Annotated in this window: 22 protein-coding genes, 1 pseudogene and 1 riboswitch; of the genes and pseudogenes, 12 read left to right on the forward strand and 11 right to left on the reverse strand. The window is 36.7% G+C overall.

The window, feature by feature from the left end; translation table 11 throughout:
• The 4 genes and pseudogenes from thiE to B8W84_RS06835 all read right to left on the reverse strand — a co-directional run.
• The gene (thiE, locus tag B8W84_RS06815) at window positions 1-1491 is read right to left on the reverse strand and encodes a thiamine phosphate synthase (protein ID WP_094752516.1); all 1491 of its coding nucleotides are present in this window, start codon (window positions 1489-1491) and stop codon (window positions 1-3) included.
• Window positions 1492-1511: 20 nt separating this feature from the next.
• Window positions 1512-3485, reverse strand: a complete 1974-nt coding sequence (thiC, locus tag B8W84_RS06820; RefSeq protein WP_094752517.1) for a phosphomethylpyrimidine synthase ThiC — start codon at window positions 3483-3485, stop codon at window positions 1512-1514.
• Window positions 3486-3560: 75 nt separating this feature from the next.
• Window positions 3561-3663, reverse strand: a riboswitch (TPP riboswitch).
• A gap of 348 nt (window positions 3664-4011) precedes the next feature.
• Window positions 4012-4677, reverse strand: coding sequence for a DUF134 domain-containing protein (locus B8W84_RS08205; RefSeq protein WP_308293001.1), 666 nt, complete (start codon window positions 4675-4677; stop codon window positions 4012-4014).
• 82 nt (window positions 4678-4759) lie between these two features.
• Window positions 4760-5200 (reverse strand): annotated as a pseudogene (locus B8W84_RS06835) (IS110 family transposase); the annotation flags it as partial.
• Between the two features lie 105 nt (window positions 5201-5305).
• On the opposite strand from B8W84_RS06835, the gene B8W84_RS06840 reads away from it, so the two are divergent.
• Window positions 5306-5506 carry an NIPSNAP family protein gene (locus tag B8W84_RS06840; protein WP_094752519.1) on the forward strand — a complete coding sequence of 67 codons (201 nt, stop codon included), beginning with the start codon at window positions 5306-5308 and terminating at the stop codon, window positions 5504-5506.
• A gap of 246 nt (window positions 5507-5752) precedes the next feature.
• Here B8W84_RS06840 and fusA read toward each other — a convergent pair whose 3' ends face one another.
• Complete coding sequence (gene fusA, locus B8W84_RS06845) at window positions 5753-7846, reverse strand: elongation factor G (protein ID WP_094752520.1); 2094 nt, start codon at window positions 7844-7846, stop codon at window positions 5753-5755.
• Between the two features lie 186 nt (window positions 7847-8032).
• The gene (gene menA / locus B8W84_RS06850; RefSeq protein WP_094752521.1) at window positions 8033-8953 is read right to left on the reverse strand and encodes a 1,4-dihydroxy-2-naphthoate octaprenyltransferase; all 921 of its coding nucleotides are present in this window, start codon (window positions 8951-8953) and stop codon (window positions 8033-8035) included.
• Window positions 8954-9044: 91 nt separating this feature from the next.
• Here menA and B8W84_RS06855 point away from each other — a divergent pair, with 91 nt between their 5' ends.
• The 7 genes from B8W84_RS06855 (at window position 9045) to crp (ending at window position 15827) form a co-directional block, all read left to right on the forward strand.
• A complete protein-coding gene (locus tag B8W84_RS06855; protein WP_257797929.1) occupies window positions 9045-10343 on the forward strand; it encodes an isochorismate synthase in 1299 nt (432 codons plus the stop codon).
• On the forward strand, window positions 10343-12058 hold the full coding sequence (menD, locus tag B8W84_RS06860) for a 2-succinyl-5-enolpyruvyl-6-hydroxy-3-cyclohexene-1-carboxylic-acid synthase (RefSeq protein ID WP_094752522.1): 1716 nt from the start codon (window positions 10343-10345) through the stop codon (window positions 12056-12058). Before B8W84_RS06855 ends, menD begins: the two co-directional genes overlap by 1 nt.
• The gene (menH, locus tag B8W84_RS06865; protein ID WP_094752523.1) at window positions 12045-12833 is read left to right on the forward strand and encodes a 2-succinyl-6-hydroxy-2,4-cyclohexadiene-1-carboxylate synthase; all 789 of its coding nucleotides are present in this window, start codon (window positions 12045-12047) and stop codon (window positions 12831-12833) included. The genes menD and menH overlap by 14 nt, the downstream gene beginning before the upstream one ends.
• An 87-nt stretch (window positions 12834-12920) precedes the next feature.
• Entirely contained in the window at window positions 12921-13766 is an 846-nt protein-coding gene (gene menB / locus B8W84_RS06870) for a 1,4-dihydroxy-2-naphthoyl-CoA synthase (protein ID WP_094752524.1), read from the forward strand.
• A gap of 137 nt (window positions 13767-13903) precedes the next feature.
• Window positions 13904-14506 (forward strand): peroxiredoxin C, encoded by a 603-nt coding sequence (locus B8W84_RS06875; RefSeq protein WP_094752525.1) that lies wholly within the window; start codon window positions 13904-13906, stop codon window positions 14504-14506.
• Between the two features lie 196 nt (window positions 14507-14702).
• Entirely contained in the window at window positions 14703-14924 is a 222-nt protein-coding gene (locus B8W84_RS06880; RefSeq protein ID WP_094752526.1) for a YheU family protein, read from the forward strand.
• 264 nt (window positions 14925-15188) lie between these two features.
• A complete protein-coding gene (gene crp, locus B8W84_RS06885) occupies window positions 15189-15827 on the forward strand; it encodes a cAMP-activated global transcriptional regulator CRP (protein WP_094752527.1) in 639 nt (212 codons plus the stop codon).
• 527 nt (window positions 15828-16354) lie between these two features.
• Here crp and B8W84_RS06890 read toward each other — a convergent pair.
• Entirely contained in the window at window positions 16355-17020 is a 666-nt protein-coding gene (locus B8W84_RS06890) for an SGNH/GDSL hydrolase family protein (protein ID WP_308293002.1), read from the reverse strand.
• 251 nt (window positions 17021-17271) lie between these two features.
• Window positions 17272-19197: an ABC transporter ATP-binding protein gene (locus B8W84_RS06895; protein WP_094752528.1), complete on the reverse strand. Its 1926-nt coding sequence runs from the start codon at window positions 19195-19197 to the stop codon at window positions 17272-17274.
• Window positions 19198-19326: 129 nt separating this feature from the next.
• On the opposite strand from B8W84_RS06895, the gene B8W84_RS06900 reads away from it, so the two are divergent.
• Together B8W84_RS06900 and slyD are read left to right on the forward strand one after the other, a co-directional pair.
• A complete protein-coding gene (locus B8W84_RS06900) occupies window positions 19327-19557 on the forward strand; it encodes a YheV family putative zinc ribbon protein (protein ID WP_094752529.1) in 231 nt (76 codons plus the stop codon).
• The gene (slyD, locus tag B8W84_RS06905; RefSeq protein WP_094752530.1) at window positions 19554-20186 is read left to right on the forward strand and encodes a peptidylprolyl isomerase; all 633 of its coding nucleotides are present in this window, start codon (window positions 19554-19556) and stop codon (window positions 20184-20186) included. The genes B8W84_RS06900 and slyD overlap by 4 nt, the downstream gene beginning before the upstream one ends.
• A 24-nt stretch (window positions 20187-20210) precedes the next feature.
• Here the strand turns inward: slyD and B8W84_RS06910 are convergent, their stop codons facing one another.
• From B8W84_RS06910 to bioH, 3 genes are all read right to left on the reverse strand, one after another.
• Entirely contained in the window at window positions 20211-20627 is a 417-nt protein-coding gene (locus B8W84_RS06910; protein WP_094752531.1) for a hypothetical protein, read from the reverse strand.
• A 6-nt stretch (window positions 20628-20633) separates the two neighbouring features.
• Complete coding sequence (locus B8W84_RS06915; RefSeq protein WP_094752532.1) at window positions 20634-20915, reverse strand: hypothetical protein; 282 nt, start codon at window positions 20913-20915, stop codon at window positions 20634-20636.
• Window positions 20916-21002: 87 nt separating this feature from the next.
• The gene (gene bioH, locus B8W84_RS06920) at window positions 21003-21767 is read right to left on the reverse strand and encodes a pimeloyl-ACP methyl ester esterase BioH (RefSeq protein ID WP_094752533.1); all 765 of its coding nucleotides are present in this window, start codon (window positions 21765-21767) and stop codon (window positions 21003-21005) included.
• 93 nt (window positions 21768-21860) lie between these two features.
• On the opposite strand from bioH, the gene B8W84_RS06925 reads away from it, so the two are divergent.
• Window positions 21861-22613 carry a ComF family protein gene (locus tag B8W84_RS06925; protein ID WP_143522286.1) on the forward strand — a complete coding sequence of 251 codons (753 nt, stop codon included), beginning with the start codon at window positions 21861-21863 and terminating at the stop codon, window positions 22611-22613.
• Window positions 22614-22742: 129 nt separating this feature from the next.
• Window positions 22743-23324: a Fe-S biogenesis protein NfuA gene (gene nfuA, locus B8W84_RS06930; protein WP_094752534.1), complete on the forward strand. Its 582-nt coding sequence runs from the start codon at window positions 22743-22745 to the stop codon at window positions 23322-23324.
• Window positions 23325-23494 lie beyond the last annotated feature (170 nt).

Below are 23494 nucleotides of genomic sequence, written 5' to 3' on the forward strand. Positions count from 1 at the left end.
TTAGCTTATTTCCATTTGTTTAAATTTTTGAATAACGCTATCAAAGTTGATGGCACGAGTGATGGCGCTAACAACAGCAACACTGCCCACACCTGTTTTATAAACTTGTGATGCTCTCGCAAGACTAATCCCACCAATCGCAACTGTTGGGGTATCCGCTAATAACTCAACATATTTTTTTAAGCGAATTAAGCCTTGCGGAGCGCTCGGCATCTCTTTGGTTTGCGTTGCAAAAACATGACCCAAAGCAATATAACTTGGGTTAAATTGCTTTGCGCGTAAAATTTCATAGTAGCCATGTGTACTGAGCCCTAAATGTAGCCCTGCTCGATGGATAAGCTGAAGATCTGCACTGTCGATATCTTTCTGCCCTAAATGCACGCCATAAGCCTGATGTTTAATCGCCAATTCCCAATAATCATTAATAAACAAACGAGCATTGTATTTTCTACCTAATTGGATTGCTTGTATTATCTCTCCTTCAACTTGCGTCGATGTTTTATCTTTTATACGTAGTTGCACCGTCTTAACGCCACATTTTAAAACTTTTTCAAGCCATGATAAAGAGTCAAGAACTGGGTATAATCCCAAATTAAATATATTACAACGAGGAAAATCAAAAGAAAGAAAAGATGAGATATCTAACGTAAGTTCCTCATCTGTATTTCGACTTAATGTCACAACCTTAGGAAAATAAGACTTGTTTTCAGGCCAACCTGAAACTTGCCCTTCGGCATATCCTTTACTGGTTTCTTTTAAGTAACCATTTAAATACGCTTTCGCAATAACAAAAGCATCTTCTAAAACATATTTAAGCGATAATGCAGACGCCAACGCACAGCTTAAAATATCTTTCTTAGACTGCGTATTAGAAAATGTCAAACGCGGACTGCTTAATGCAATCTCCCGTTGCCCATCTGACCAATAATCAACACAACACCCATCAATAAAATCTGTTTTCCCTCCACATATCAGTACACTTTTACAGCCTTTGTTCAATAAATACTGTGCACTCTGATACAAGGCATTTGGCGTAATAAGCATATGCCCAGAAAAACTAAAAATATCTTTTGCATTCATAATTAATAAATCAATCAGAGGCAAAAGATCTGTTTTAATAAGCGCATTAATCGACTCCTCCTGCGGAATTTCCTCCACCTCGTTCAATTTGCTTGGCGTATATATAATAAAAGCAGGCACGCCCTTCTGTTCTTTATAAGATCGTATCTTTTTGCATAATATATTCACTTGCTCGCGATTAGCGATGAATCCGATTTTTATAACCGATGGCTTCATCTTCTCTAAAACGTTATCGAGTTGCGCACTAAACATCTTATCCGAGACGCTCTCAACAAATACATCTTGTACACTCAGCGCACTGTTAATACGACTAGGGATTGCCCCTAATGCTATAAACGTTTGTATATCACTTTGCACACCCTCGTTCATATTACAATCTGAGTTAGTAATACTACATACCGTATTATTCATATTATCTTTACCCTTAAACTTTACTGGCTATTTTTTTGATATATTTGCGCGCCACTTGCATTAAATTGTAGCGCTTTATCCCGCATTCCCTGTTGCGCAACCTGATTGATACTGGGCTCTAATATTTTGCACGAAATTTCTCCCGATTTTAATTTTTCTGTAAATTCACGTACATCTTGTGTTATTTTCATCGAACAAAACTTAGGTCCACACATTGAACAAAAATGGGCTATTTTACTCGATTCTTGTGGTAACGTTTCATCATGATATTGGCGCGCAGTTAATGGGTCTAAACTCAAATTAAATTGATCTTGCCAACGAAATTCAAAACGCGCTTTCGATAATGCATTATCTCGTATTTGCGCACCAGGATAACCCTTTGCCAAATCCGCTGCATGGGCTGCAATTTTATAAGTGATCAAACCTATTTTAACATCCTCTTTATTCGGTAAGCCTAAATGCTCTTTTGGTGTGACATAACAAAGCATTGCACACCCATACCAAGCAATTTGAGCTGCACCAATTGCTGATGTAATATGATCATAAGCGGGCGCGATATCGGTTGTCAAAGGCCCCAATGTATAAAAAGGCGCTTCAAAGCAATCGGTCAATTGCTTATCCATATTTTCTTTTATCATTTGCATCGGCACATGACCCGGCCCTTCAATTATCACCTGCACATCATATTCCCAAGCGACCTTCGTTAATTCACCTAAAATTTGTAACTCGGCAAATTGCGCCTCATCATTAGCATCGGCAATAGAGCCTGGGCGTAGACCATCGCCTAATGACAAAGCAACATCATATTGCTGACATATTGCACATATGTCACGAAAATGTGTATAGATAAAGTTTTCTTGATGATAGGTCAAACACCATTTGGCCATGATTGATCCCCCTCTTGACACAATTCCCGTTAAACGAGTGGCCGTCATCGGCACAAAGCGCAATAAGACTCCGGCATGAAGGGTAAAATAATCAACACCTTGCTCTGCTTGCTCAATCAAAGTATCCCGAAAAACATGCCAGTTTAAATCCTCGACCACCCCTTTTACTTTTTCGAGAGCTTGATAGATAGGAACGGTTCCTATTGGTACGGGGGAGTTACGTAATATCCATTCACGCGTTTCATGAATATTGCGCCCAGTAGAAAGGTCCATAACGGTGTCTGCGCCCCAAAGTGTCGACCAAACTAATTTTTCAACTTCTTCTTCAATCGAAGACGATAACGATGAATTACCAATATTAGCATTCACTTTTACTAAAAAATTACGCCCAATAATCATCGGCTCGGTTTCAGGATGATTAATATTAGAAGGGATAATTGCGCGCCCAGAAGCCACCTCTTGACGCACAAATTCAGCGCTAATATTGTTAGGTAAGTTAGCCTCAAAATTATGTCCTGCATGCTGACGATGCAAGGCTTCATTTTTAACTCGCTCACGCCCCTGATTTTCACGTATCGCAATATATTCCATTTCAGGGGTGATTATCCCTTGTCGTGCGTAATACATTTGAGTCACACATTTACCTTTCTGGGCGCATAATGCGGCAGGCAGATGTGCAAAGCGCAAGCTATCTAAACTATCATCATCTAAACGTTGCCGAGCAAACTGCGAGCTAGGAACAGGCAGAGTTTGCACGTCTTTACGCCCAGTTATCCATGCTGCACGCAAACGCGGTAATCCCTTATAAATATCGATAACAATATTTTCATCCGTATAGGCACCCGATGTATCATAAACAGGAATGCTTTCATTTTTTTCATATATGGGTGCATCTTTAGAGCCTCCCACTAAAGTATCCTCTTGAATTATTTGGCGCATTGCCACTTTAATAGGGTTAATCTTTGCATCTATAAATATTTTTTCGGAACGGGGGTAGCCTTGTTGATTCAAACTTTTTAAATAATCATCCGCAGCTTGACGTAATTCTCGACGTGATAAATTAGAACGAGAGGTCAGTTCGAGTGTACTTTTGTTTTTTTGAGACATGCAATCTTTACCTTACTTAAGAGAGAGAAGAATGCTTGTCGAATATTTGTGGTAAGTATAAGGTGCACCGAGGCAGTGTGCCTTTGACTTGTTCCCTTCGCAGGTATTATCCTAATCAGGTTCCACGGATCCCACCAATAATAGTGATCTCAGCCCTAAGGCACTCCGACAAGAAGTAATAAGTATATCCTTAAGGGGTAAGCTCAGCAAGATAAATACAGATAGGATGCGTATTGTACATAAGTCGTCGTATGCTGATAACTACCACATGAATGCTAAATAGATCATAAAATGTTTGTAAAAAAAATAAACGCGAATCAAATTTTCATTTTTGTTTTTCCCTTACCGATTAAATCGAATAAATATTATTTTATACAGCAGATTTAGTCGCACAGAGACAAATATTTTTAATAACCTAAAAGACAAAACCGTTTAACTTTAAGCTCATGCCTCATGCCTCAAAATAACACCTAAAATAATTAAAATACGCCAACCAAAAACAGAGTAAAAATAACATACTTATCGGCTAATGATGACAAGCACATTTTGTTTTTTTAGGAACACCTTGTTTTTCATCCATTAATAAATGAGTTTCTAACCTCGCATTTTCAAGTAATACTTCAATGTGATGACGCGTATTTCCTTGCTGTACTTTTATGCCTGCATGCAATAATTTAGCTAAAGTTTTCTCTCCGACTTTTCGTACAATAAGAGTATTACATTGCCTCTCTATCAATAAATTTATCAATGATTTTTTAGCGGCACAGCCTGATATATTTAAGATAGGATTTTTATACACGGCAACTTTACGGTGTTGCGTATTATAAAATTCAAATATTTGTGCTTTGGAAAAACAGGGGGCAAGTTTTCCTTTTGTTATGGCTATAGCGTAATTCATTGTTGTTCTCCATCTGTTGATGGCTAAAACAAGAGCATCACCATTTATCAATGCTGATGTTACTTTTTTACGAGCGACTTTGAGTATATTGGCAAAGGTTTGTCTTGAAACTTGCATATGTAACGCCGCGTTTTGCTGTGCTAAATTTTGTATATCGACTAAGCGTAACGCTTCTAATTCATCGTTTTGTAACACTATTTTTTTTAATTTTGACAATGGAATACCATTAGGTTTAAAAGCGTTAAATGTAGCACCTTGTTTTGGGCAAATATGCCGTTTTATTTTCGGACGCACTTGTATAACCTTTTTATAGCAGAAGACTTACACTACAATAGTTTCTGGCATATGCCAACAATTATTGTAGTGTAAGTAAGAGAGATACCCGTATATTAAATTCAAGTAGCAGAGCCGTAATTTGATTCTTAGTTGCTGTTTTTTATTTTACTCCAAGCTCTCGAAAACGCATTAATGTTTATAATTGTTGTTGATGTATATTTTTACCTTCAATAAATTTTATATCAGGAAGTAATGAGGCTTGAACAATTGCTAATGCATCATTTTTCTGGTTTTGCCTAACGGTATTAACAAGCTTGGCGGAGATAAGCAGAGCTTTATGTCCTAACGCTATTGCTTTTTGTTTCCAGTGATTTGACGTGCCACACGCTTCAAATACAATCCTGAAAGGTTTTGCTTTGACGAGCCACAAAGTAAATTCATTAGCACTCATTTCAGTGTTGGACGTTATTTTATTTTGATAAAACACGCATACTTGTATGATATCCGTTGCTAAATAAACACCTACCGTTGTATTCTTCATTATATTTACTCCTAGGAATAACTTTAGGTTAGACGACTAGGTCTAATTATCTGTTAGCTATTCAAAAATAGTTCAGTATTAATTTTAAATAGCAAGGAAAGAATTATGTCAGTAGTATGCTTTATACAATACAAACTTGATCCATATCAGCAGGATAAATTTAAAATATATTCAGAAGCTTGGGGAAAAATAATTCCATCATGTGGAGGTAACCTTATCGGTTATTTTACCCCTAGTGAAGGCACTAATTATGAAGCCTTTGGTATTATTTCATTCTTAGATTCAATTCCGAAGTGCATAACTTAGATTAGTTTGAAAAGTAGTCAGTTGAATATATTATCACTACTTTTCCTCCGACAAGAGATGCAAATAATGAGTTTGATTTCCATCCGGTATTTAAATAAATAAAAAAATTCAATAGCGAAATATCAACAATGAAAATTTACAATCTATGTTTATATCCTTAGTAATAAACAGTTAGAATCTTAAAAATAAGACATAAAAAAACCCCAGAGACTAGCGCCTCTGGGGTTCAAGCTTAGCTAAAAAAAATTATTTCTTAGCAGCTGCTTTTTCTTCTTTTACTTTTTCAATAACGCCTTCAGCAATACTACTTGGACAAGGCATGTAGTGTTTGAACTCCATAGAGAACTGACCACGACCTGATGTCATTGTACGTAGTGAACCGATGTAACCAAACATTTCTGAAAGAGGTACATCCGCTTTAATACGCACACCCGTTACGCCAGCTTCTTGACCTGCGATCATACCACGACGACGACTAAGATCACCGATAACATCACCTACATGAGCATCTGGAGTAAATACATCTACTGCCATGATAGGCTCAAGAAGTTGTGCGCCTGCTTTAGGAATAGACTGACGGAATGCACCACGAGCAGCAAGTTCAAATGCTACTGCAGATGAATCTACAGCATGGTAACCACCATCTGTAAGTGTGATTTCAACATCTAATACTGGGAAACCAGCTAGAACACCTGTATCCATCATGCTCTTAAAGCCTTTCTCAATCGCTGGGAAGAACTCTTTAGGAACGTTACCACCAGTAACCTTTGAAGTAAATACGAAACCAGTACCTGGCTCACCTGGAGTGATTGTGTAATCAATTTTACCAAATTGACCTGAACCACCAGATTGTTTCTTATGTGTGTAGCTATCTTCAATTGTTTGCGTGATAGTTTCACGGTAAGCAACTTGAGGCTCACCAACGATCAAATCAACACCGTAAGTACGACGTAAGATATCTACTTTAATATCTAAGTGAAGCTCACCCATACCAGACAAAATTGTTTCGCCTGAATCGATATCTGTTTCAACTTTAAACGTTGGATCTTCTGCAACCATTTTACCGATAGCAATACCCATTTTTTCAGTTGAACCTTTATCTCTTGGTGTTACAGAAATAGAGATCACTGGATTAGGGAAAACCATTGCTTCTAGAATAATAGGATGTTTTGGATCACATAACGTATGACCTGTTTGTACATTAGTTTTCATACCAACGATAGCGATGATGTCACCCGCTTTTGCAGAAGTAAGCTCATTACGTTGATCTGCTTGCATTTCAACCATACGGCCAACACGCTCAGTTTTACCTGTTGCAGCATTCATAATAGTATCACCTTTCTTAAGTGTACCTGAATAGATACGTACAAAAGTAAGTGCACCGAAACGGTCATCTGTAATTTTAAATGCTAACGCTTTAAAGGTTTCCTTTTCAGAAACGATTGCGTATTCACCCGTAGCTTCACCTTCTTCATCTGTAAGCGGTTGAGGCTCAACTTCATTTGGAGCAGGCAGGTAATCAACAACAGCATCAAGGATGTTTTGTACACCTTTGTTTTTAAATGCAGAACCACAGTACGTAGGGAAGAATTCCAATGTACGTGTACCCTTACGAATACAACGTTTGATATCTTCAATAGAAGGCTCATCACCATCCATGTACGCTTCTAATAAATCATCATCTTGCTCAAGAGCAGTATCTAATAATTTTTCACGGTACTCTTCAACAAGATCAACCATGTCAGCAGGAACATCTTCAATGACATAGTTTTCTGGAAGACCACTATCATCCCATATCCATGCTTTACGAGTAAGCAAATCAACAACACCAACAAACTTATCTTCAATACCGATTGGTAATACCATAATTAATGGATTAGCCGCTAGTACTGTTTCTGTTTGTTTAACAACTCGTAAGAAATCAGCGCCGATACGGTCTAATTTATTAACAAAAATAATACGTGCAACACCAGATTCATTTGCATAGCGCCAGTTAGTTTCTGATTGAGGCTCTACACCACCAGATCCACAGAACACACCAATACCACCATCAAGTACTTTTAATGAACGATATACTTCAACAGTGAAATCCACATGTCCAGGAGTATCGATAACATTTAAACGATGCTCTTTCCAAAAACAACTTACAGCTGCAGACTGAATAGTAATACCGCGCTCAGCTTCCTGTTCCATGAAATCAGTAGTTGATTCGCCATCATGTACTTCACCCGTTTTGTGAATTTGGCCCGTCAATTTAAGGATACGTTCTGTTGTCGTAGTTTTACCCGCATCCACATGCGCGAAAATACCAATATTTCTGTATTTAGTTATGTCTGTCATTTTTTATACTCTGTTAGTAAAAATCGTAGTCAATATTCCGCGCGCATTATACCCAAGCTTAGAGTTAAACAGAACACAGAATTTATAAAAAAGTAAAATATGTTGATTTTTTCAACAGGATTTGTATAAATATGTACAAATAAGTTGAAAAACAAGCAATAAAACTATTTTAGTAGCATACAACCTTTATTGTGGGATCACAGCTAATGCAAATAAAAGTGAAAATACAAATGTTGTTAATGCAGTGTTTTTTAACTGCTCATTAAAAATGAGGCCGTTTTTAGGAATATCTTGCAACGTTCTATGCAATGCGATTGCTGTTTTGATTAAGGGGCTTATCACCAATAAAAAGATATATTGCCAAATATGCGCCGTTTCTAAACTGTAAATATAACCGATTGACAATAATGGCGCCATACAAATTAAAAATAAATGGTATTTAAAAGCAAAATCTCGACCAAACAGCACCACAAGTGTGATTTTATTCGCCATTTTATCTGTTTCAAAGTCGCGCATATTATTAATATTTAATACCGCCGCAGAAAATAAACCAATACTACAAGCCGGGTACAGCGCCATCCAATTAAAACTTAAATCATAAAGGTATAACCCGCCTAATACGCCAAGTAAACCAAAAAAAAGAAACACTGAGATATCGCCCATTGCGCGATATCCATAAGGATAACGTCCCATTGTGTATGTAATAGCGCCAACGATAGCAAGAATGCCGAGTGTTAAAAACAACATCCAGCTAAAAAGGTCATTGCCCAAAGCCAACCATAACAAACTAAAACCTGAAATTAGGGTAATAGATATCGTAATAATAATTGCCTTTTTCATGCTTTTTAATGAGATCTCTCCCTTTTGCATTCCACGCTTAGGACCTAAACGTTGTACAGTATCGGTTCCCGCTTTAACATCGCCATAATCATTCGCTAAATTAGACAAAATTTGCAATAACAAAGCCGTACTAAGCGACAAGATAAAAATAAAAAAATTAAAAATATGCGCCTGCAACGCAAGTGCACCTGAAATTATAATTGAAGAGCTTGCCAGTGGTAATGTTCGTAAGCGCAGTACACTGATCCAAACAGAAAATTTATTCATCTAAATATCCAAAATTAATACGCTAAATTAGCTATAGGGGTATAATCGCGTTACATTAACAAACATCAATCTATAAATATATAAATCCTCTATGCAAAACATTCAACTACATTTTAAATTGTGCATGCAAAACATCCGCAAAGCATTAGAAAACATTGCAATGACGAGAGGAAACATCCCGACAGAAAATATATCAATAGATCTTCAACCCTTACACTTGTTGACCATATTAAAAGCTCAGCATAGTATCTACCCAGCTATTTATTGGCACGATAAAGAACAGCAACAAAGTTTCCTTTGCTTTGGTAGCATCGAGCGCCTCCAACATATTCCAAGTGCTACAGGAGACGCTTTCTATATTGGAGGGTTGGCTTTCCAAAGCGAAGCAACACAGTGGCCCAACTTCCCAAATACCCTTTTTATTCGGCCCGCATTAGTTTTTAAAAAGGAACATAATAAATACACATTAACTTGTCATTTTAATGGCACATTTAGTGTCCAAGAATGTTTACATTTATTAAATAAATTAAAGCAACCATGTGCACTAAAAAAAATAAATAACCACATATTAATGCGCCAAGATATACCCTCAAAAAAACAATGGGGGACACTCGTTAAACATGCAATGCTTTGCCGAGAAGAAATGCCTAAGGTTGTATTATCCAGACAAAGTACCCTACATTGTAAGAATTCAATCAATAGCACTGATTTATTACACCAATATCAACAAGCGAACCCTAATAATTTCCTTTTTAGTTTTCAATTCGCAGAGAAACAGGTGTTTATAGGCTGTTCTCCTGAGCGCCTATTTAGTAAAGAAAAACAACAATTAAAAACAGAAGCCCTCGCGGGAACAGTGCTTAGAGGTGCAACCCCAAGTGACGATTTGCAATTATTACAGCAACTATTAAATGATAAAAAAATAAAACGCGAAAATGAGCTGGTACAACATTATATTGTCTCTGGATTACAACATCTTAATGCTCATATTAAATGTGGCTCACCTTATGTTTTACAATTACACAAAGTGCAGCATCTTTGCGTTCCTATTCAAGCAACTTTATGTAAAAAAACCAGCACAAAAACCTTATTAGAAACTTTACACCCGACCCCCGCCGTTGCAGGATTTCCCAAACAAACGGCCTTACAATTTATTAAAGAGAACGAACCTTACGTTAGAGGCTGGTATGCAGGCACGGTCGGTTATATAAACGCCCAAAAAAGTGATTTTAGTGTCGCGATTCGTAGCGCATTAATTTCGGATAAAAGTATCCAATTATTTGCGGGTGCAGGACTTGTTAAGGGGTCTAAAGCAAGACAAGAATGGCAAGAATTAGATAATAAAATTCAGACTGTTTTAGCCCTTTTATCACATTTAGAAGAGAATTAATGACGCAATTTACACATAACACTTCGAATATAAATTTATTGTGGGCGAAGCTGTGCATCGAAGAGCTGGTTCGCCATGGTGTAACTGAATTTTGTATTGCGCCAGGCTCTCGCTCAACCCCTTTAACCTTAATGGCGGCGTCTCACCCAAAGATAAAAGTACACCTACATTTTGATGAACGTGGTTTGGGTTTTTTTGCCTTAGGCTTAAGCAATGCAAGTAAAAAAAATGTGGCGATTATTAGCACATCAGGCACTGCTGTTGCTAATTTATACCCAGCAATCATTGAAGCAAAGCAAAGCAACATTAACCTTATCGTTTTGTCTGCGGATAGACCTCCTGAATTACTTGATTGTGGTGCGAATCAAGCCATTGACCAACATCGTATATTTTCTCATTACCCGCTTTTCTTTGCTCAAATACCCACGCCGACACTGAGTATAAGTCCGCGTTTCCTATTAACCACAATACATCAAGGCTTACAAGCTCAGCGACAACAACAAGGTCCTATTCATTTTAATTTCCCCTTTGCAGAGCCTCTTTATCCTCAAGATAATAACCTTAATTACGATGCTTATTTAGCTTCTCTACAAGATTGGCTAACACAGACTAAACCGTTAACGCAAACACTCTCGGTGCACAGTAAACTACTTGAACATGTTGAAATAACAAATAAAAAGGTTTTAATCGTTCTAGCGCGTATGCATAACCCAGAAGAAAGCATGCAAATCGCTCAGTTTGCATCCAACATGAACTATCCTTTACTTGCTGACATACAATCATCACACGCTGGAAATATAGAGAATTTACATGCTTATGACCTATTATTAGCCCATAAAAAATGGTCGTTACTTTTAAATGAAGCAGATATAATCATTCAATTTGGAGGACAATTACTCAGTAAAAGTTTGAATGATTTTATTGCATCTTTTCATGGTAAATATTGGCTTGTTTCTTCCGCAATGGGCCGTATTGATGCAATGCATCGAGTAGATCTTCGTTTTCACTGTGATACTATGCAATGGTTAAAAAAGTATATACCTGCAACGAAACAACTTAACCAACATTGGTTAATCAACATAAAGCATAAACATAAACAACTTAATAAACATATTTTACAACCTTTTTTAAAGGATCTGCCCTTTAGTGAAATAAGTATCGTCGCACACTTAGATAAATTGTTAATTAAAAATTCACTCTTATTTATCGGCAATAGTATGTCGATTCGACTTGCAGATATGTTTATGAATCAGCAAAATTGCCAAATTTATAGCAACCGTGGCGCCAGTGGTATTGATGGGCTGATAGCGAGCGCCATCGGTGTTGCTAAACAAAAAAACAAAAGTACGACCTTATTACTCGGAGATACTTCTTTTTTGTACGATTTAAATTCTTTAGCGTTATTAAAAAAACTTGAGCAACCTTTTATCATTATTGTACTCAATAATGATGGTGGTGCTATCTTTAACCTTTTACCAGTACCCAAAGCGCAAAGAAAAGAGTTTTATCAGTTACCTCATGGGCTAGATTTTGCGGCGAGTTGCCAACAATTTTCGATTGATTATTACTGCCCGGATAGTATAAATATATTTATAAAAAATTATCAACGCGCTTTAAAAGGGTCGCTATCACTTATAGAGATCCGAGTTGAAAACGAACAATGCGCCCAACAACTTAAGCAACTTAAGGAGTTAATTTACAATGCCTCTTTTTAGCCAACAATACGGTGACAGTAAAGCACCGACCCTGATTTTTTTACATGGTTTTCTTGGCAATAGCCACGACTGGGAGCCCATTATTGCGCACCTTAAACATCATTTTCATTGTGTTTGCATTGATCTTCCTGGACATGGAAAATCCATCGTACAAGAAAGTGCAGACGGTAATGGTTTTACGCATTCACATCGATTAATTAACGATGTTATAAGCCAACTAAAAATACAAAATTATAGTTTCATTGGTTATTCTATGGGGGGACGTATAGCCCTCGATTATGCCCGAACACAAAAGGATAAACGCCTAAAAAGGCTATTCTTGGAATCAACCCACAACGGGCTAAGCTCTAGTAGTGACAAAGAACAACGTTTCATTCATGATGTTCAATGGGCTAAGCGTTTTGCAACTGACCCACTTAGTCGCACTATAAATAGTTGGTATGAACAAGATATATTTAAAGATCTTAGTCATCAAGAAAAAAAAGTAATGGTACAAAAGCGTATCAATAATTATGGCGTTCCGCTCGCAGCAATGTTATTAGCCACCAGTTTAGGTAAGCAGCAAGATACCTTCGATTTTTTACAAAAAACGCATCTTCCTATTTATTATTTATTTGGTGAAAAAGATACGAAATTCAAAGAAATAAGTTTAAATTTTGCATCGACAAAATATATTAAACGCAAAGAATTTATTGGATCAGGACACAATATTCATTTATATAATCCTCTACAATATGCGAATTTCATCATTCAATGTTTTAACAAAAATAATTAAGCATGGTTTTATAACAGCAAAACGACATACACTTTACGAGTGAACAAATATATACAACTTAAATTAAGACAACAAAGCAGAGACCTCATGACAGATTTAGATTTTTATGCGCCAATTAGTTGGCAAAAAAGTGAATTAAATTTTAGCGATATTCTTTATCATAAAGCCGATGGAATTGCTAAAATAACCATCAATCGCCCACAAGTACGTAATGCTTTTCGCCCTCATACGGTGAATGAAATGATGCAAGCATTACAAGATGCTCGTTACGATGCTTCCATTGGCGTCGTCATTTTAACAGGCCAAGGTCCTCTCGCGTTTTGCTCCGGTGGAGATCAAAGTATTCGAGGCGACAGTGGCTATAAAGATGAACTTGGTGGAGGAATGCACCTTAATGTTTTAGACTTACAACGTCAGATTCGAACTTGTCCTAAACCCATTATTGCGATGGTAGCTGGTTACGCGGTAGGAGGGGGCCATGTTTTACATATGATGTGCGATCTTACTCTCGCTGCAGATAATGCACAATTTGGTCAAACAGGCCCTAAAGTCGGCTCTTTTGATGGTGGATGGGGCGCAAGTTATATGGCACGTATCGTAGGTCAGAAAAAAGCCCGTGAAATTTGGTTCTTATGTCGCATGTACAATGCCCAAGAGGCATTAGACATGGGTTTAGTAAATACTGTCGTACCTTTAGCTGATTTAGAAAAAGAAACTGTAAAATGGTGTCGAGAAATACTACAAAATAGCCCAATGGCACTACGCTGTTTAAAAGCTGCTCTCAATGCAGATTGTGATGGGCAAGCCGGTTTACAAGAATTAGCAGGTAATGCCACGATGCTCTTTTATATGACAGAAGAAGGCCAAGAAGGGCGTAACGCTTTTAATGAAAAACGTAAACCTGATTTTAGCCCTTTTGCTAGAAATCCATAGGAAGTAATTAATTAAAAATCTATTAATAGATAAAAACTATCAAATTAATTGGTTTAAACAATTCGATTCTGCCTATATTTTCCTGCATCATCTTTGTATCAAAATGATGCAACCCTTTTACTAAATAGGAAATTCACATGGTATTAGTAACAAAACAAGCTCCCGACTTCACAGCTGCAGCTGTACTTGGTAATGGCGATATCGTAGATGATTTTAATTTTGCAAAATTTACAAAAGGTAAAGAGGCCGTTATTTTCTTTTACCCTCTCGATTTTACTTTTGTATGTCCTTCTGAATTAATCGCTTTTGACAAACGTTTTGGTGAATTCCAAGCTCGAGGTGTTGAAGTTATTGGTATTTCCATTGATTCTCAATTTACACATAATGCATGGCGCAATACAGCTATCAATGATGGTGGTATTGGTGCGGTTCAGTATCCTCTTATCGCAGATGTAAAACATGAGATTTGTCAAGCATACGGTGTTGAGTTTTCTGATGCTGGTGTTGCATTACGCGGATCGTTCTTAATTGATAAAAAGGGTGTTGTTCGCCATCAAGTTGTTAACGATCTTCCTCTTGGACGTAATATTGATGAAATGTTACGTATGGTTGACGCTCTACAATTCCATGAAGAGCACGGTGAAGTTTGCCCTGCACAATGGACTAAAGATAAAGCAGGTATGGACGCAACCCCACAAGGTGTAGCTAAATATCTAAGTGAAAATGCTGACGCACTATAATTAATTTCTAATTAATCATAGAAACTAAAAATAGCCTAACTAAGGTTATTTTTAGTTTACATATATCTATAATTATCCTGTTTTTCTCTCATATCTTTTCTATCAAAAAAAATCATATTGTAACTTACCTTTTCTCAAATTTCTTTATATACTGCTTTAGCAATAGAGTACTTTATATGTAAGGAAATAACGCTTTATGCAGATAAATTACCATGATCTACAAACAGAAACACTCCACAATCTAATTGAACACTTTATTCTTCGAGAAGGAACTGATTATGGTGAACAAGAGATAAGCTTAGACAAAAAAAAGCAACAAATTTTACATCTACTAGAAAAAGGAGATATTGTTATTCTCTATTCAGAATTACATGAAAGTATTACTCTAATCACGAAAGATGAGCTTAATAAAAAATAACATTACAAAAAAACAGCCTTACTATTTAAATATACAAGGCACCAAAACTTAAAGTAATGTGTACTTTTTATTAAACGATGCAATTAATTCTTACTTTTTTTGTGGTTTTTGACAAAGCTCTAATTTATGCAATAAGAACAAACTATAAATGTTATTTGTAGGGGTGAAAAGAGATATAATCAAGCTTCAGTTAAAATCGCGTTAATCTCTTTCCATAATAATGAGAAATAGCCGTTTAGCTATTCATACCACTAAGGGAATTTTATGATAATTACAAAACCTCAAACCGATCCAACGTTAGAATGGTTTTTATCACACTGTCACACCCATAAATACCCAGCCAAAAGTATGCTTATCCATGCTGGTGAAAAAGCAGATACACTTTACTTTATCGTTAAAGGCTCAGTTGCCGTTGTCATTAAAGATGAAGATGGCAAAGAAATGATTTTATCTTACCTTAATCAAGGTGATTTTTTAGGTGAATTGGGCCTCTTTGATAAAAATCAAGAACCCACCCGTAGTGCATCGGTGAAAGCCAAATCTGCATGTGAAGTCGCCGAGATTTCCTATAAAAAATTCAATCAATTAATAACGGTTAATCCTGAAATCTTAATGCGTCTATCGCAACAAATGGCAAACCGGTTACAAATTACTAGCCAAAAAGTAGGTAATCTTGCTTTCTTAGACGTAACTGGGCGTATTGCCAATACACTTCTTGATCTTGCAAAACAACCTGACGCAATGACTCACCCTGATGGTATGCAAATCAAAATTACACGCCAAGAGATTGGCCAAATTGTGGGCTGTTCACGCGAAACAGTTGGCCGAATATTGAAAATGCTAGAAGAACAAGGGCTTATCTCTGCTCATGGTAAAACTATAGTGGTTTTTGGTACACGCTAGAAATAAAAAGCAGTTATGAGCGATATTTTTCAAACTTTTAACTGCTTTAAACCCTCTCTTGAGATTTTATCTATTCCTACCTAAAGAAAATGACTATCAAATTGGTCAGTGATGAGGATGTAAGGGTGAATTTAATACAGCTAAATAATAGACCGAGAAAGAAACTTTTTTTTAAAACGCCACTTCAAATTATGGCAGAACACATAACCGCACTTGCGGCTTAGCGGTTATGCACTTCAAGGTTGAATCTGCCGCATTAAAGTCTTTAATTTGATTGTGTAATCTTGTTCGCTCCAATTGAGTTGAATACTTAAATTGAGGTGCCTGGCTGGCATCTGGTAAGGTAATTAATAATATATTTTTCGCTCCGGCACCCATTAAACGAATAAGTGCACTACTAAAATCTGCCTGAACATCTTATGGGTTTCGATGATAATTCATAAAATCATTTAAACCAAATTCCAAGGTAAATAATGTGTTTTCTGGATGATAGTTTTTAGCCATTTTCATATAGGTTAAGTAGGATGTTACTGTCCATAGACTCCAGTGAGAGCGATGTATTCATTTTGTCCAGCCGCGCCACCTACAGCCCAATTATATAATGGGATGTTTTTTGCTTTTGCTAAATATTCAGTCCACACAAAACCATTCGTAAAATGTCCCAAAAACCATGCATTACGGTTAGGAAATGTCCATTGAGAGCCATTATAAACGTTTCCCGTATCCGATAAACTATCACCGAATGCAACTATTCTATTTATTTTACGTACATTAGCGACTTCATCATTAGTCCAAATAGAATCATTATATGACACACCATGATCAGCAGCAAAATAAGTGATATCCGCCGCATCATAATCAACATTTAGTGTTTCTTCACAACGTTTTTTAATTTTTTGTTGCGCTTCATTGCTATAGAACATATTTTTTAATGAAAGAGAAGACCACCAATAACCAGAAATCGTATAATAACTACCATCCTTATTAAGCGCCCACTCCCAATCAGTAGCAGGATCATCGTGATCAGTATATGGACGATACCAACAACGAATATATGTATACGTTTCAGAATGCTGAATCTTATACACTTGTGCGTCTGTAATATTTTTAGGTGTTATAACGACTTCCGTTGCAAAAGCACTTGCTGAAAAAATAAATAGCAAGGTAAGTAATATTGTTATCTCTACAAACACCGCGGTAACTCGCGTTACATCCTGTGTCTGTGGGGTCGCATTATAGGGATCTAAATCACATTGGCAAGTGTTTATTTTGGTTACCTATAAATAAAACACTGCTTGATTACTTATCGTACAGAACCATCAAAATATAGTACGTTTTCTATACATTCACCCTAATTAATGCAAGAAAAATTTAATTTGAATCACTTTCTCTTACCTATTAGTGATTTAAATTAAAAATAATACGATAACCAAAGACAAATGGCTCAATTCATATCTTTATTTGCACTAAATTCTGCTTGCATTCTCTCTATTTTTTCTTGAACGTCCATCCACAAAATTTCAACACATTCAAGTTTGTCTTTTATCTCACCCTGCTCTTTTAAAAGAGCCGTTAATTCATTTTTTTTCTGCATTTCATAAAGTGAGCTTTCTACCAACGCATTTTCTATTTCAGTTAAACGTTGCGTATATCTCTCCATATCTTTTTCCGCTACGTTCAATTGTTTCTTACACGGAGTCAATTTTTGACGAAAAGCGGCGTCTAAACGTTTTTGATCTTTTCTACTTATATTATCCACAAGCACTTTCTTGTTATTATTTTCTGCTTGTTTTTGTATGCGTTGCTGATCTGACAACCACTTATGATAATCATCTAAATCGCCCAAAAAAGGCTCTACTTTTTTATTATCAACTAAATAAAGCTCATCAGTTGTGGTGCGTAATAAATGTCTATCATGGGACACAACAACCATGGCTCCCGAAAACTCTTGTAATGCGAGCGTTAAAGCATGGCGCATATCTAAGTCCAAATGGTTAGTTGGCTCATCAAGCAAAAGTAGATTAGGTTTTTGCCACACTAATAAGGCCAAAACTAAGCGCGCTTTTTCACCACCAGAGAAGGGGGCGACTTTATCCAATGCTTTATCACCTTGAAATCCAAAACTACCCAAAAAATTACGTAACGTCAGCTCTTTCTCCCCAGGAGCTAGACGCGCTATATGTTGCAACGGTGTTTCATCTAAGCGTAAGAACTCTAATTGATGTTGTGCGAAATAACCTATTTTAGCGTTAGGATTAATTTCTAACTTTCCTGATACGGGTTGTAATTCATTGGCAAGAAGTTTGATTAAAGTCGATTTTCCCGCACCGTTACGCCCAAGCAAACCTATTCGACTACCCGGTACCAAATTTAATTTAATTTGATCTAAAATTAAAAGATCATCATAGCCAGCACTGACCTTTTCCAAAGTAAGCAGTGGCATAGGTAATGAGTCTGGCTCTCTAAAGGAAAAACTAAATTGATTATCAACATGAGCAGGCAGTAATTGCTCCATCTTTTCTAATGCTTTAATTCGACTTTGTGCTTGTTTTGCCTTGCTTGCTTTATATCTAAAACGGTCAATATAACTCTGCATATGTTGCTTTTGTAGAGCTTGCTTTTCATATGAGGCCTGTTGTTGCGCTAATTTCTCAGCGCGTTGCCGTTCAAAACTTGTATAGTTACCAGTATATTCATGAAATTTATTTTGCTCAATATGAATGATTTTATCTACGATGCAATCGATAAAATCGCGATCGTGAGAGATAAGAATCAGCGTTCCAGAATATTGGCGTAACCATTTTTCCAGCCAAATAACGGCGTCTAAATCCAAATGGTTGGTTGGCTCATCCAATAATAATAAATCAGAAGGGCACAGCAAAGCCTGCGCCAAATTTAAACGCATGCGCCAACCACCTGAAAAGTCGCTCACATTACGTTGTTGGGCCTGCTCTAAAAAACCTAATCCAGCCAGCAACTCGGCTGCGCGTGACTCAATCGTATAACCACCCGCGTTATCGAGCAAACCATGTAATTCTGCGATCTTAGTGCCTGCATTTTCGGCTTCTGCTTTACTTAGCTCTTCTTGTAAACGCCGGAACTCATGATCACCATCAATAACATACTGCAATGCATTTTTATCTAACGCCGGTGTTTCCTGTGCAACACTCGCTAAACGCCATTGTGCTGGAATAGTTAAATCACCACCATCAACTTGTGTTTCTTGTTTTAATAAAGAGAAAAAACTCGATTTTCCACAACCATTAGCGCCCACAAGGCCAACTTTCTGCCGTGGATTAATTGTTGCACTCGCACCTGTAAGTAAAGGTTTACCACCACGCATAAATTCAATGTTATTTGCAACAATCATAAATTAAGTTTCTCGACTAATAAGGATAAAAAAATACAGGGATAATAACGCAAAATAACACGATAACCACTGAAAATAGTTAATGATTTCGTTACCATCAAAATGTTCATCATCAATTCAGAGAATAATATGGCATTATCTAAAAACAAAAAACGTTTTATAGCTGGAGCTCACTGTCCAAAGTGTAATGCACTTGACACGATTGCATTGACATTAGAAAATGCAGTTGAAACGTTGACCTGTGTGTCATGCGCTTTTACACAAACGCAAACTCCAAAACAAGCAACCGCCGCAACACGCCAATTTGAACAGCTAATAGGTGTATTTGATGCAACAGAAGAAAGTGAGAAAAACGAATGAAAATTAAAAAAGATTTAGTGGTATCAATCCATTTTGGCGTCACTGAAGTCGATGGAAATACACTCGACAGTACAGAAAATGGAGCGCCACTTGATTTTATTCAAGGTGCAGGCTACCTTGTTTCTGGTTTAGAAAAAGAACTTGAAGGAAAAATGGTCGGCGATAAATTCGATGTAAAACTAGAGGCAAAAGATGCGTATGGTGAATTCAGAGAAGACTTAGTGCAACAAGTACCTCTTGATCTATTTGAAGGAGACGAAAAAGTTGAAGTCGGCATGTCCTTTCAAGCCGAGACAGATCAAGGCCAACGCACGGTTGAAGTTACAGCTGTCTCTGATGATATGGTAAGTATTGATGCAAATCATCCTCTTGCGGGTATGTCTTTACAATTTGTTGGTGAAGTTGTTGCTATCCGCGAAGCGACTGAAGAAGAGCTTGCACACGGACATATTCATGAAGCAGACTCAAGCTGTTCTAACCACGAGACACAAAATGAACATCAATGTTGCGGTGGAGATCATAGTAAACACACAACAGGTGAACATTGTTGCTCCGATGAGTCGACTAAAGAAGAAAAAAAGAAACACATTCTTGCTGTGGAAACTGCCACTAATTTACGTTTGATGTAAACGTTGCATTTTAAACTGCAACGTTTACACATTGTGCGTAACAGTAGCCTCAGAATAAGGGTTAACGGCATTATGATAGCAAGCTAAAATAACCGTTCTAACCCGTTTAAAGTCATATTTCTTATCTAAGTTTTTATCGCCTTTATCAAATTCAGTTAAACGTTCTCGACGAGAAAAAAAAAGTACACGTCTTTTCTCTGCTTTAATTTGTTCAGAGGAAAGTTGTTTATCTTCTTTTTCAGCCTCTTCTGATTGTACAATCGTTTGCTTTGAGGGGGTTGAGTGCGCACTTTCCTGTTCGTCACGTAATTTTGTATATGCAGATATAAGCTGTGTTTTAGGAATAATCGGCCGCATGACATTATCATGTTGCATCGCTTCGGTCGCCGGATGAAAAGGGATCGCAATTGCAGAAGGCAAGTACGCATTTATATTCGCCATTACGAATTAAACGCTAGTATCTATCAATGTTCCCAACATCTCATCAGCCGTTCGGATAACATTAACAGAGGACTTAGCTTGAAATTCTGCTGTTTTTAAATTTAGCAACTCGTTATTTAAAGAAGAAGATTGTGACCTAGCTATGTCTATTTGTGCAGAAGGTAATGCCCCGCTATTACTTTTTTTTTCTGTAGACTCTCTACTTATTTTAGAACTTGCTTCATTTAATTGCATAGAGGCATTTCGAAGACCTGAAAGACCCGAATAAAAAGCAGACTGAACATGCATAATAAACCCCTTACTTAATAAAAACCAACACGCTTAAAATTGTGTTTTTTACAAAAAACAAAAAGGCATCGTACAAACTTTAACCGATCAGAATGCTTTTATCAAGCGACAAAAATACTCTCTTTCACTAATAAAGGGGGCATGCGCTGATTTTTCAAAAATCACTTGCTGACTATGCGCTAATAAAATTTTAATTTGGGTTATACCTTGCTTAGGGATAAGTGCATCATAGGCACCAAATATAGATAAGCAAGGTTGTTTTATTTGAGTAAAACACTCTCTTAAATCAGTTTCTTGCAGCAAACATAAGCCCCCTAACAAAGCAGCTTCATTAGCAACAAATGAAACGCCTAATGAACCTTTCATAGATCTAATATCTTCTCTTGCCGTACTTGGTCCCTGAGTTTGAAAACTCATAAAGCGCTTTAACGTTTTATCTTTATTTTTTTTTAAATTCATTTTGAAGTTTTCAAAGATAGCGCTATCTACTCCTTCAAACGCGTTTTCACTCACAAACTTTAACGCACTGCACACCTGAATTAATTTTTTAACTTTATGAGGATACGCATAACTAGCATAAGTCGCCAACAAACCACCTAATGACCAACCACACCAAATAGCTTGATCCGGCACGACTTTCACTATCGCCTCTAACATAGACGATAATGTATATGTTGATAATGCGCTACTACTCCCAAAACCCGGCAAATCAATTAAATGCACACGAAAATGCTGCCCGAGTGATAATTCAACTTCTTGCCAAATAAAACTATTTGTACCCCAACCATGCAATAAAACAAGATCTTCGCCTTTACCCAAAATACGACACGCCACAACTTGATCTATACTCACTTTTACTCACTTTTCTGATTAATCTCATTACTCTAATACATAGCATTAAAATAGTAGCCATGACTATTAATCGGTACATTATATAGAGAGAATATGTATATATCTGTACTATATAAAATATTAAATCACCTAAGCGCATACTTTTTACCTGCACAATGCCTCTTATGTCGACTGCCTAGCCAGCACGAATTGTTGTGCCAATATTGCCGAAACTTCTTACTTAAACAGAGATCATATTGCTTACACTGCGCATTACCATTAACACAGACAGAAGCTTATTGTGCTCAATGCATGCACCAAAAAGATACTTTTACACAAATTTATGCCATTAATGACTATAAAAAACCTTATCCCGTATTAATTAAGAATTTTAAATATAAAAAAAATTTATTAAATGGGCAACTATTGGGTCAATTACTGTGTTCATCTATACAACAAAACATAAGTAAAAAGCAAATTTCCCAGATTAACTTTTTAATTCCTATTCCATTACACCATCAACGCCTTCAGCAACGAGGCTTCAACCAAGCCCAGCTATTGGCCGACGTGATTGGAAAGGAATTATGCATTCCTATGCTTACTGAGGCCGTACAACGCATTAAAAATACCACTGCACAAGAAGGCCTTAATGAACGTGAAAGACAAACAAACGTAAAGAATGCCTTTAAATTAAACACTAAATACCAATACGCATTAAAAGATGCTTATGTTGTCATTATCGATGATGTTGTCAGCACCGGATCAACTGTCAAAAGCTTATGCTCTATTCTTTTACAAGGAGGCGTTAAACGCGTCGACATTTGGGCTATTTGTAGAACAGCACGTCAACCTCAAAAATCGAAATAATCTCCACAAATAACATTTATTTTTCTGGTACAGACAAAATAAAGTGCAAATCAAAAAAGTCCTTTTTTACATCTTAAATTTGCATAGGTATAATGCTTGAGTAAATGACTCAAGATTAAGGGTAAAATAATGATAAAGATCACTACTGTTGCACAAATACATTTTAAAAAATTACTCGAAACTCAGAATGAAGGCACTTGTATTCGAGTTTTTGTAATTAACCCAGGCACAGCAAAAGCAGAATGTGGTGTCTCATACTGCCCTGTCGAAGCGATAGAAAGCAGTGACACACGTTTAAATTATGATGGCTTTGATGCTTTAGTCGATAAAATAAGTGTTCCTTTTTTAGAAGATGCTTTTATTGATTTAGTCGAAGAAGATACGGGGACGCAACTTACTTTAAAAGCGCCCAATGCAAAAATGCGTAAAGTTAAAGATGATGCACCTTTACAAGAACGTGTCGAATACGTCATTGAAGTACAAATCAACCCCAAGCTCGCTAGTCATGGTGGTTTTATAAAACTCGTTGAATTGACTGAGGATAACGTCGCAGTCATAGAATTTGGGGGCGGGTGTAATGGTTGCTCTCAAGTAGACCTTACGTTAAAAGATGGGATAGAAAAAGAATTACTCGAAGAGTTTTCTGGTGAACTGCATGCTGTAAGAGATATTACCGAGCATCAAAGCGGAGATCACTCTTTTTATAAATAAGAAAACAAATGAATAATATGCTTTTTTATACATACCCCTAGGGCGCTGACAAGTAAATTAGTACAAAAACAAGGTAATTACCCATTATTTTCTTGTTTTTGTGCTATACCTCAAAATAATACGAGCATTTTATAATCAAATCGAGTAGACTGCGCGTCCCTCGTAACAAG

This window comes from Psychromonas sp. CD1, from assembly GCF_002239585.1.
GTDB lineage: Bacteria > Pseudomonadota > Gammaproteobacteria > Enterobacterales > Psychromonadaceae > Psychromonas.

Coding starts and splice junctions, on each gene's coding strand:
- B8W84_RS06910 (WP_094752531.1), bottom strand. CDS start 20,627: ATGGCGAATATAAATGCGTACTTGCCTTCTGCAATTGCGATCCCTTTT.
- fusA (WP_094752520.1), bottom strand. CDS start 7,846: ATGACAGACATAACTAAATACAGAAATATTGGTATTTTCGCGCATGTG.
- B8W84_RS06900 (WP_094752529.1), top strand. CDS start 19,327: ATGGCATTATCTAAAAACAAAAAACGTTTTATAGCTGGAGCTCACTGT.
- B8W84_RS06875 (WP_094752525.1), top strand. CDS start 13,904: ATGGTATTAGTAACAAAACAAGCTCCCGACTTCACAGCTGCAGCTGTA.
- thiC (WP_094752517.1), bottom strand. CDS start 3,485: ATGTCTCAAAAAAACAAAAGTACACTCGAACTGACCTCTCGTTCTAAT.
- menH (WP_094752523.1), top strand. CDS start 12,045: ATGCCTCTTTTTAGCCAACAATACGGTGACAGTAAAGCACCGACCCTG.
- B8W84_RS06840 (WP_094752519.1), top strand. CDS start 5,306: ATGTCAGTAGTATGCTTTATACAATACAAACTTGATCCATATCAGCAG.
- B8W84_RS06880 (WP_094752526.1), top strand. CDS start 14,703: ATGCAGATAAATTACCATGATCTACAAACAGAAACACTCCACAATCTA.
- thiE (WP_094752516.1), bottom strand. CDS start 1,491: ATGAATAATACGGTATGTAGTATTACTAACTCAGATTGTAATATGAAC.
- B8W84_RS06925 (WP_143522286.1), top strand. CDS start 21,861: ATGTATATATCTGTACTATATAAAATATTAAATCACCTAAGCGCATAC.
- slyD (WP_094752530.1), top strand. CDS start 19,554: ATGAAAATTAAAAAAGATTTAGTGGTATCAATCCATTTTGGCGTCACT.
- B8W84_RS06855 (WP_257797929.1), top strand. CDS start 9,045: ATGCAAAACATTCAACTACATTTTAAATTGTGCATGCAAAACATCCGC.
- menD (WP_094752522.1), top strand. CDS start 10,343: ATGACGCAATTTACACATAACACTTCGAATATAAATTTATTGTGGGCG.
- menB (WP_094752524.1), top strand. CDS start 12,921: ATGACAGATTTAGATTTTTATGCGCCAATTAGTTGGCAAAAAAGTGAA.
- nfuA (WP_094752534.1), top strand. CDS start 22,743: ATGATAAAGATCACTACTGTTGCACAAATACATTTTAAAAAATTACTC.
- B8W84_RS06895 (WP_094752528.1), bottom strand. CDS start 19,197: ATGATTGTTGCAAATAACATTGAATTTATGCGTGGTGGTAAACCTTTA.
- B8W84_RS06915 (WP_094752532.1), bottom strand. CDS start 20,915: ATGCATGTTCAGTCTGCTTTTTATTCGGGTCTTTCAGGTCTTCGAAAT.
- menA (WP_094752521.1), bottom strand. CDS start 8,953: ATGAATAAATTTTCTGTTTGGATCAGTGTACTGCGCTTACGAACATTA.
- crp (WP_094752527.1), top strand. CDS start 15,189: ATGATAATTACAAAACCTCAAACCGATCCAACGTTAGAATGGTTTTTA.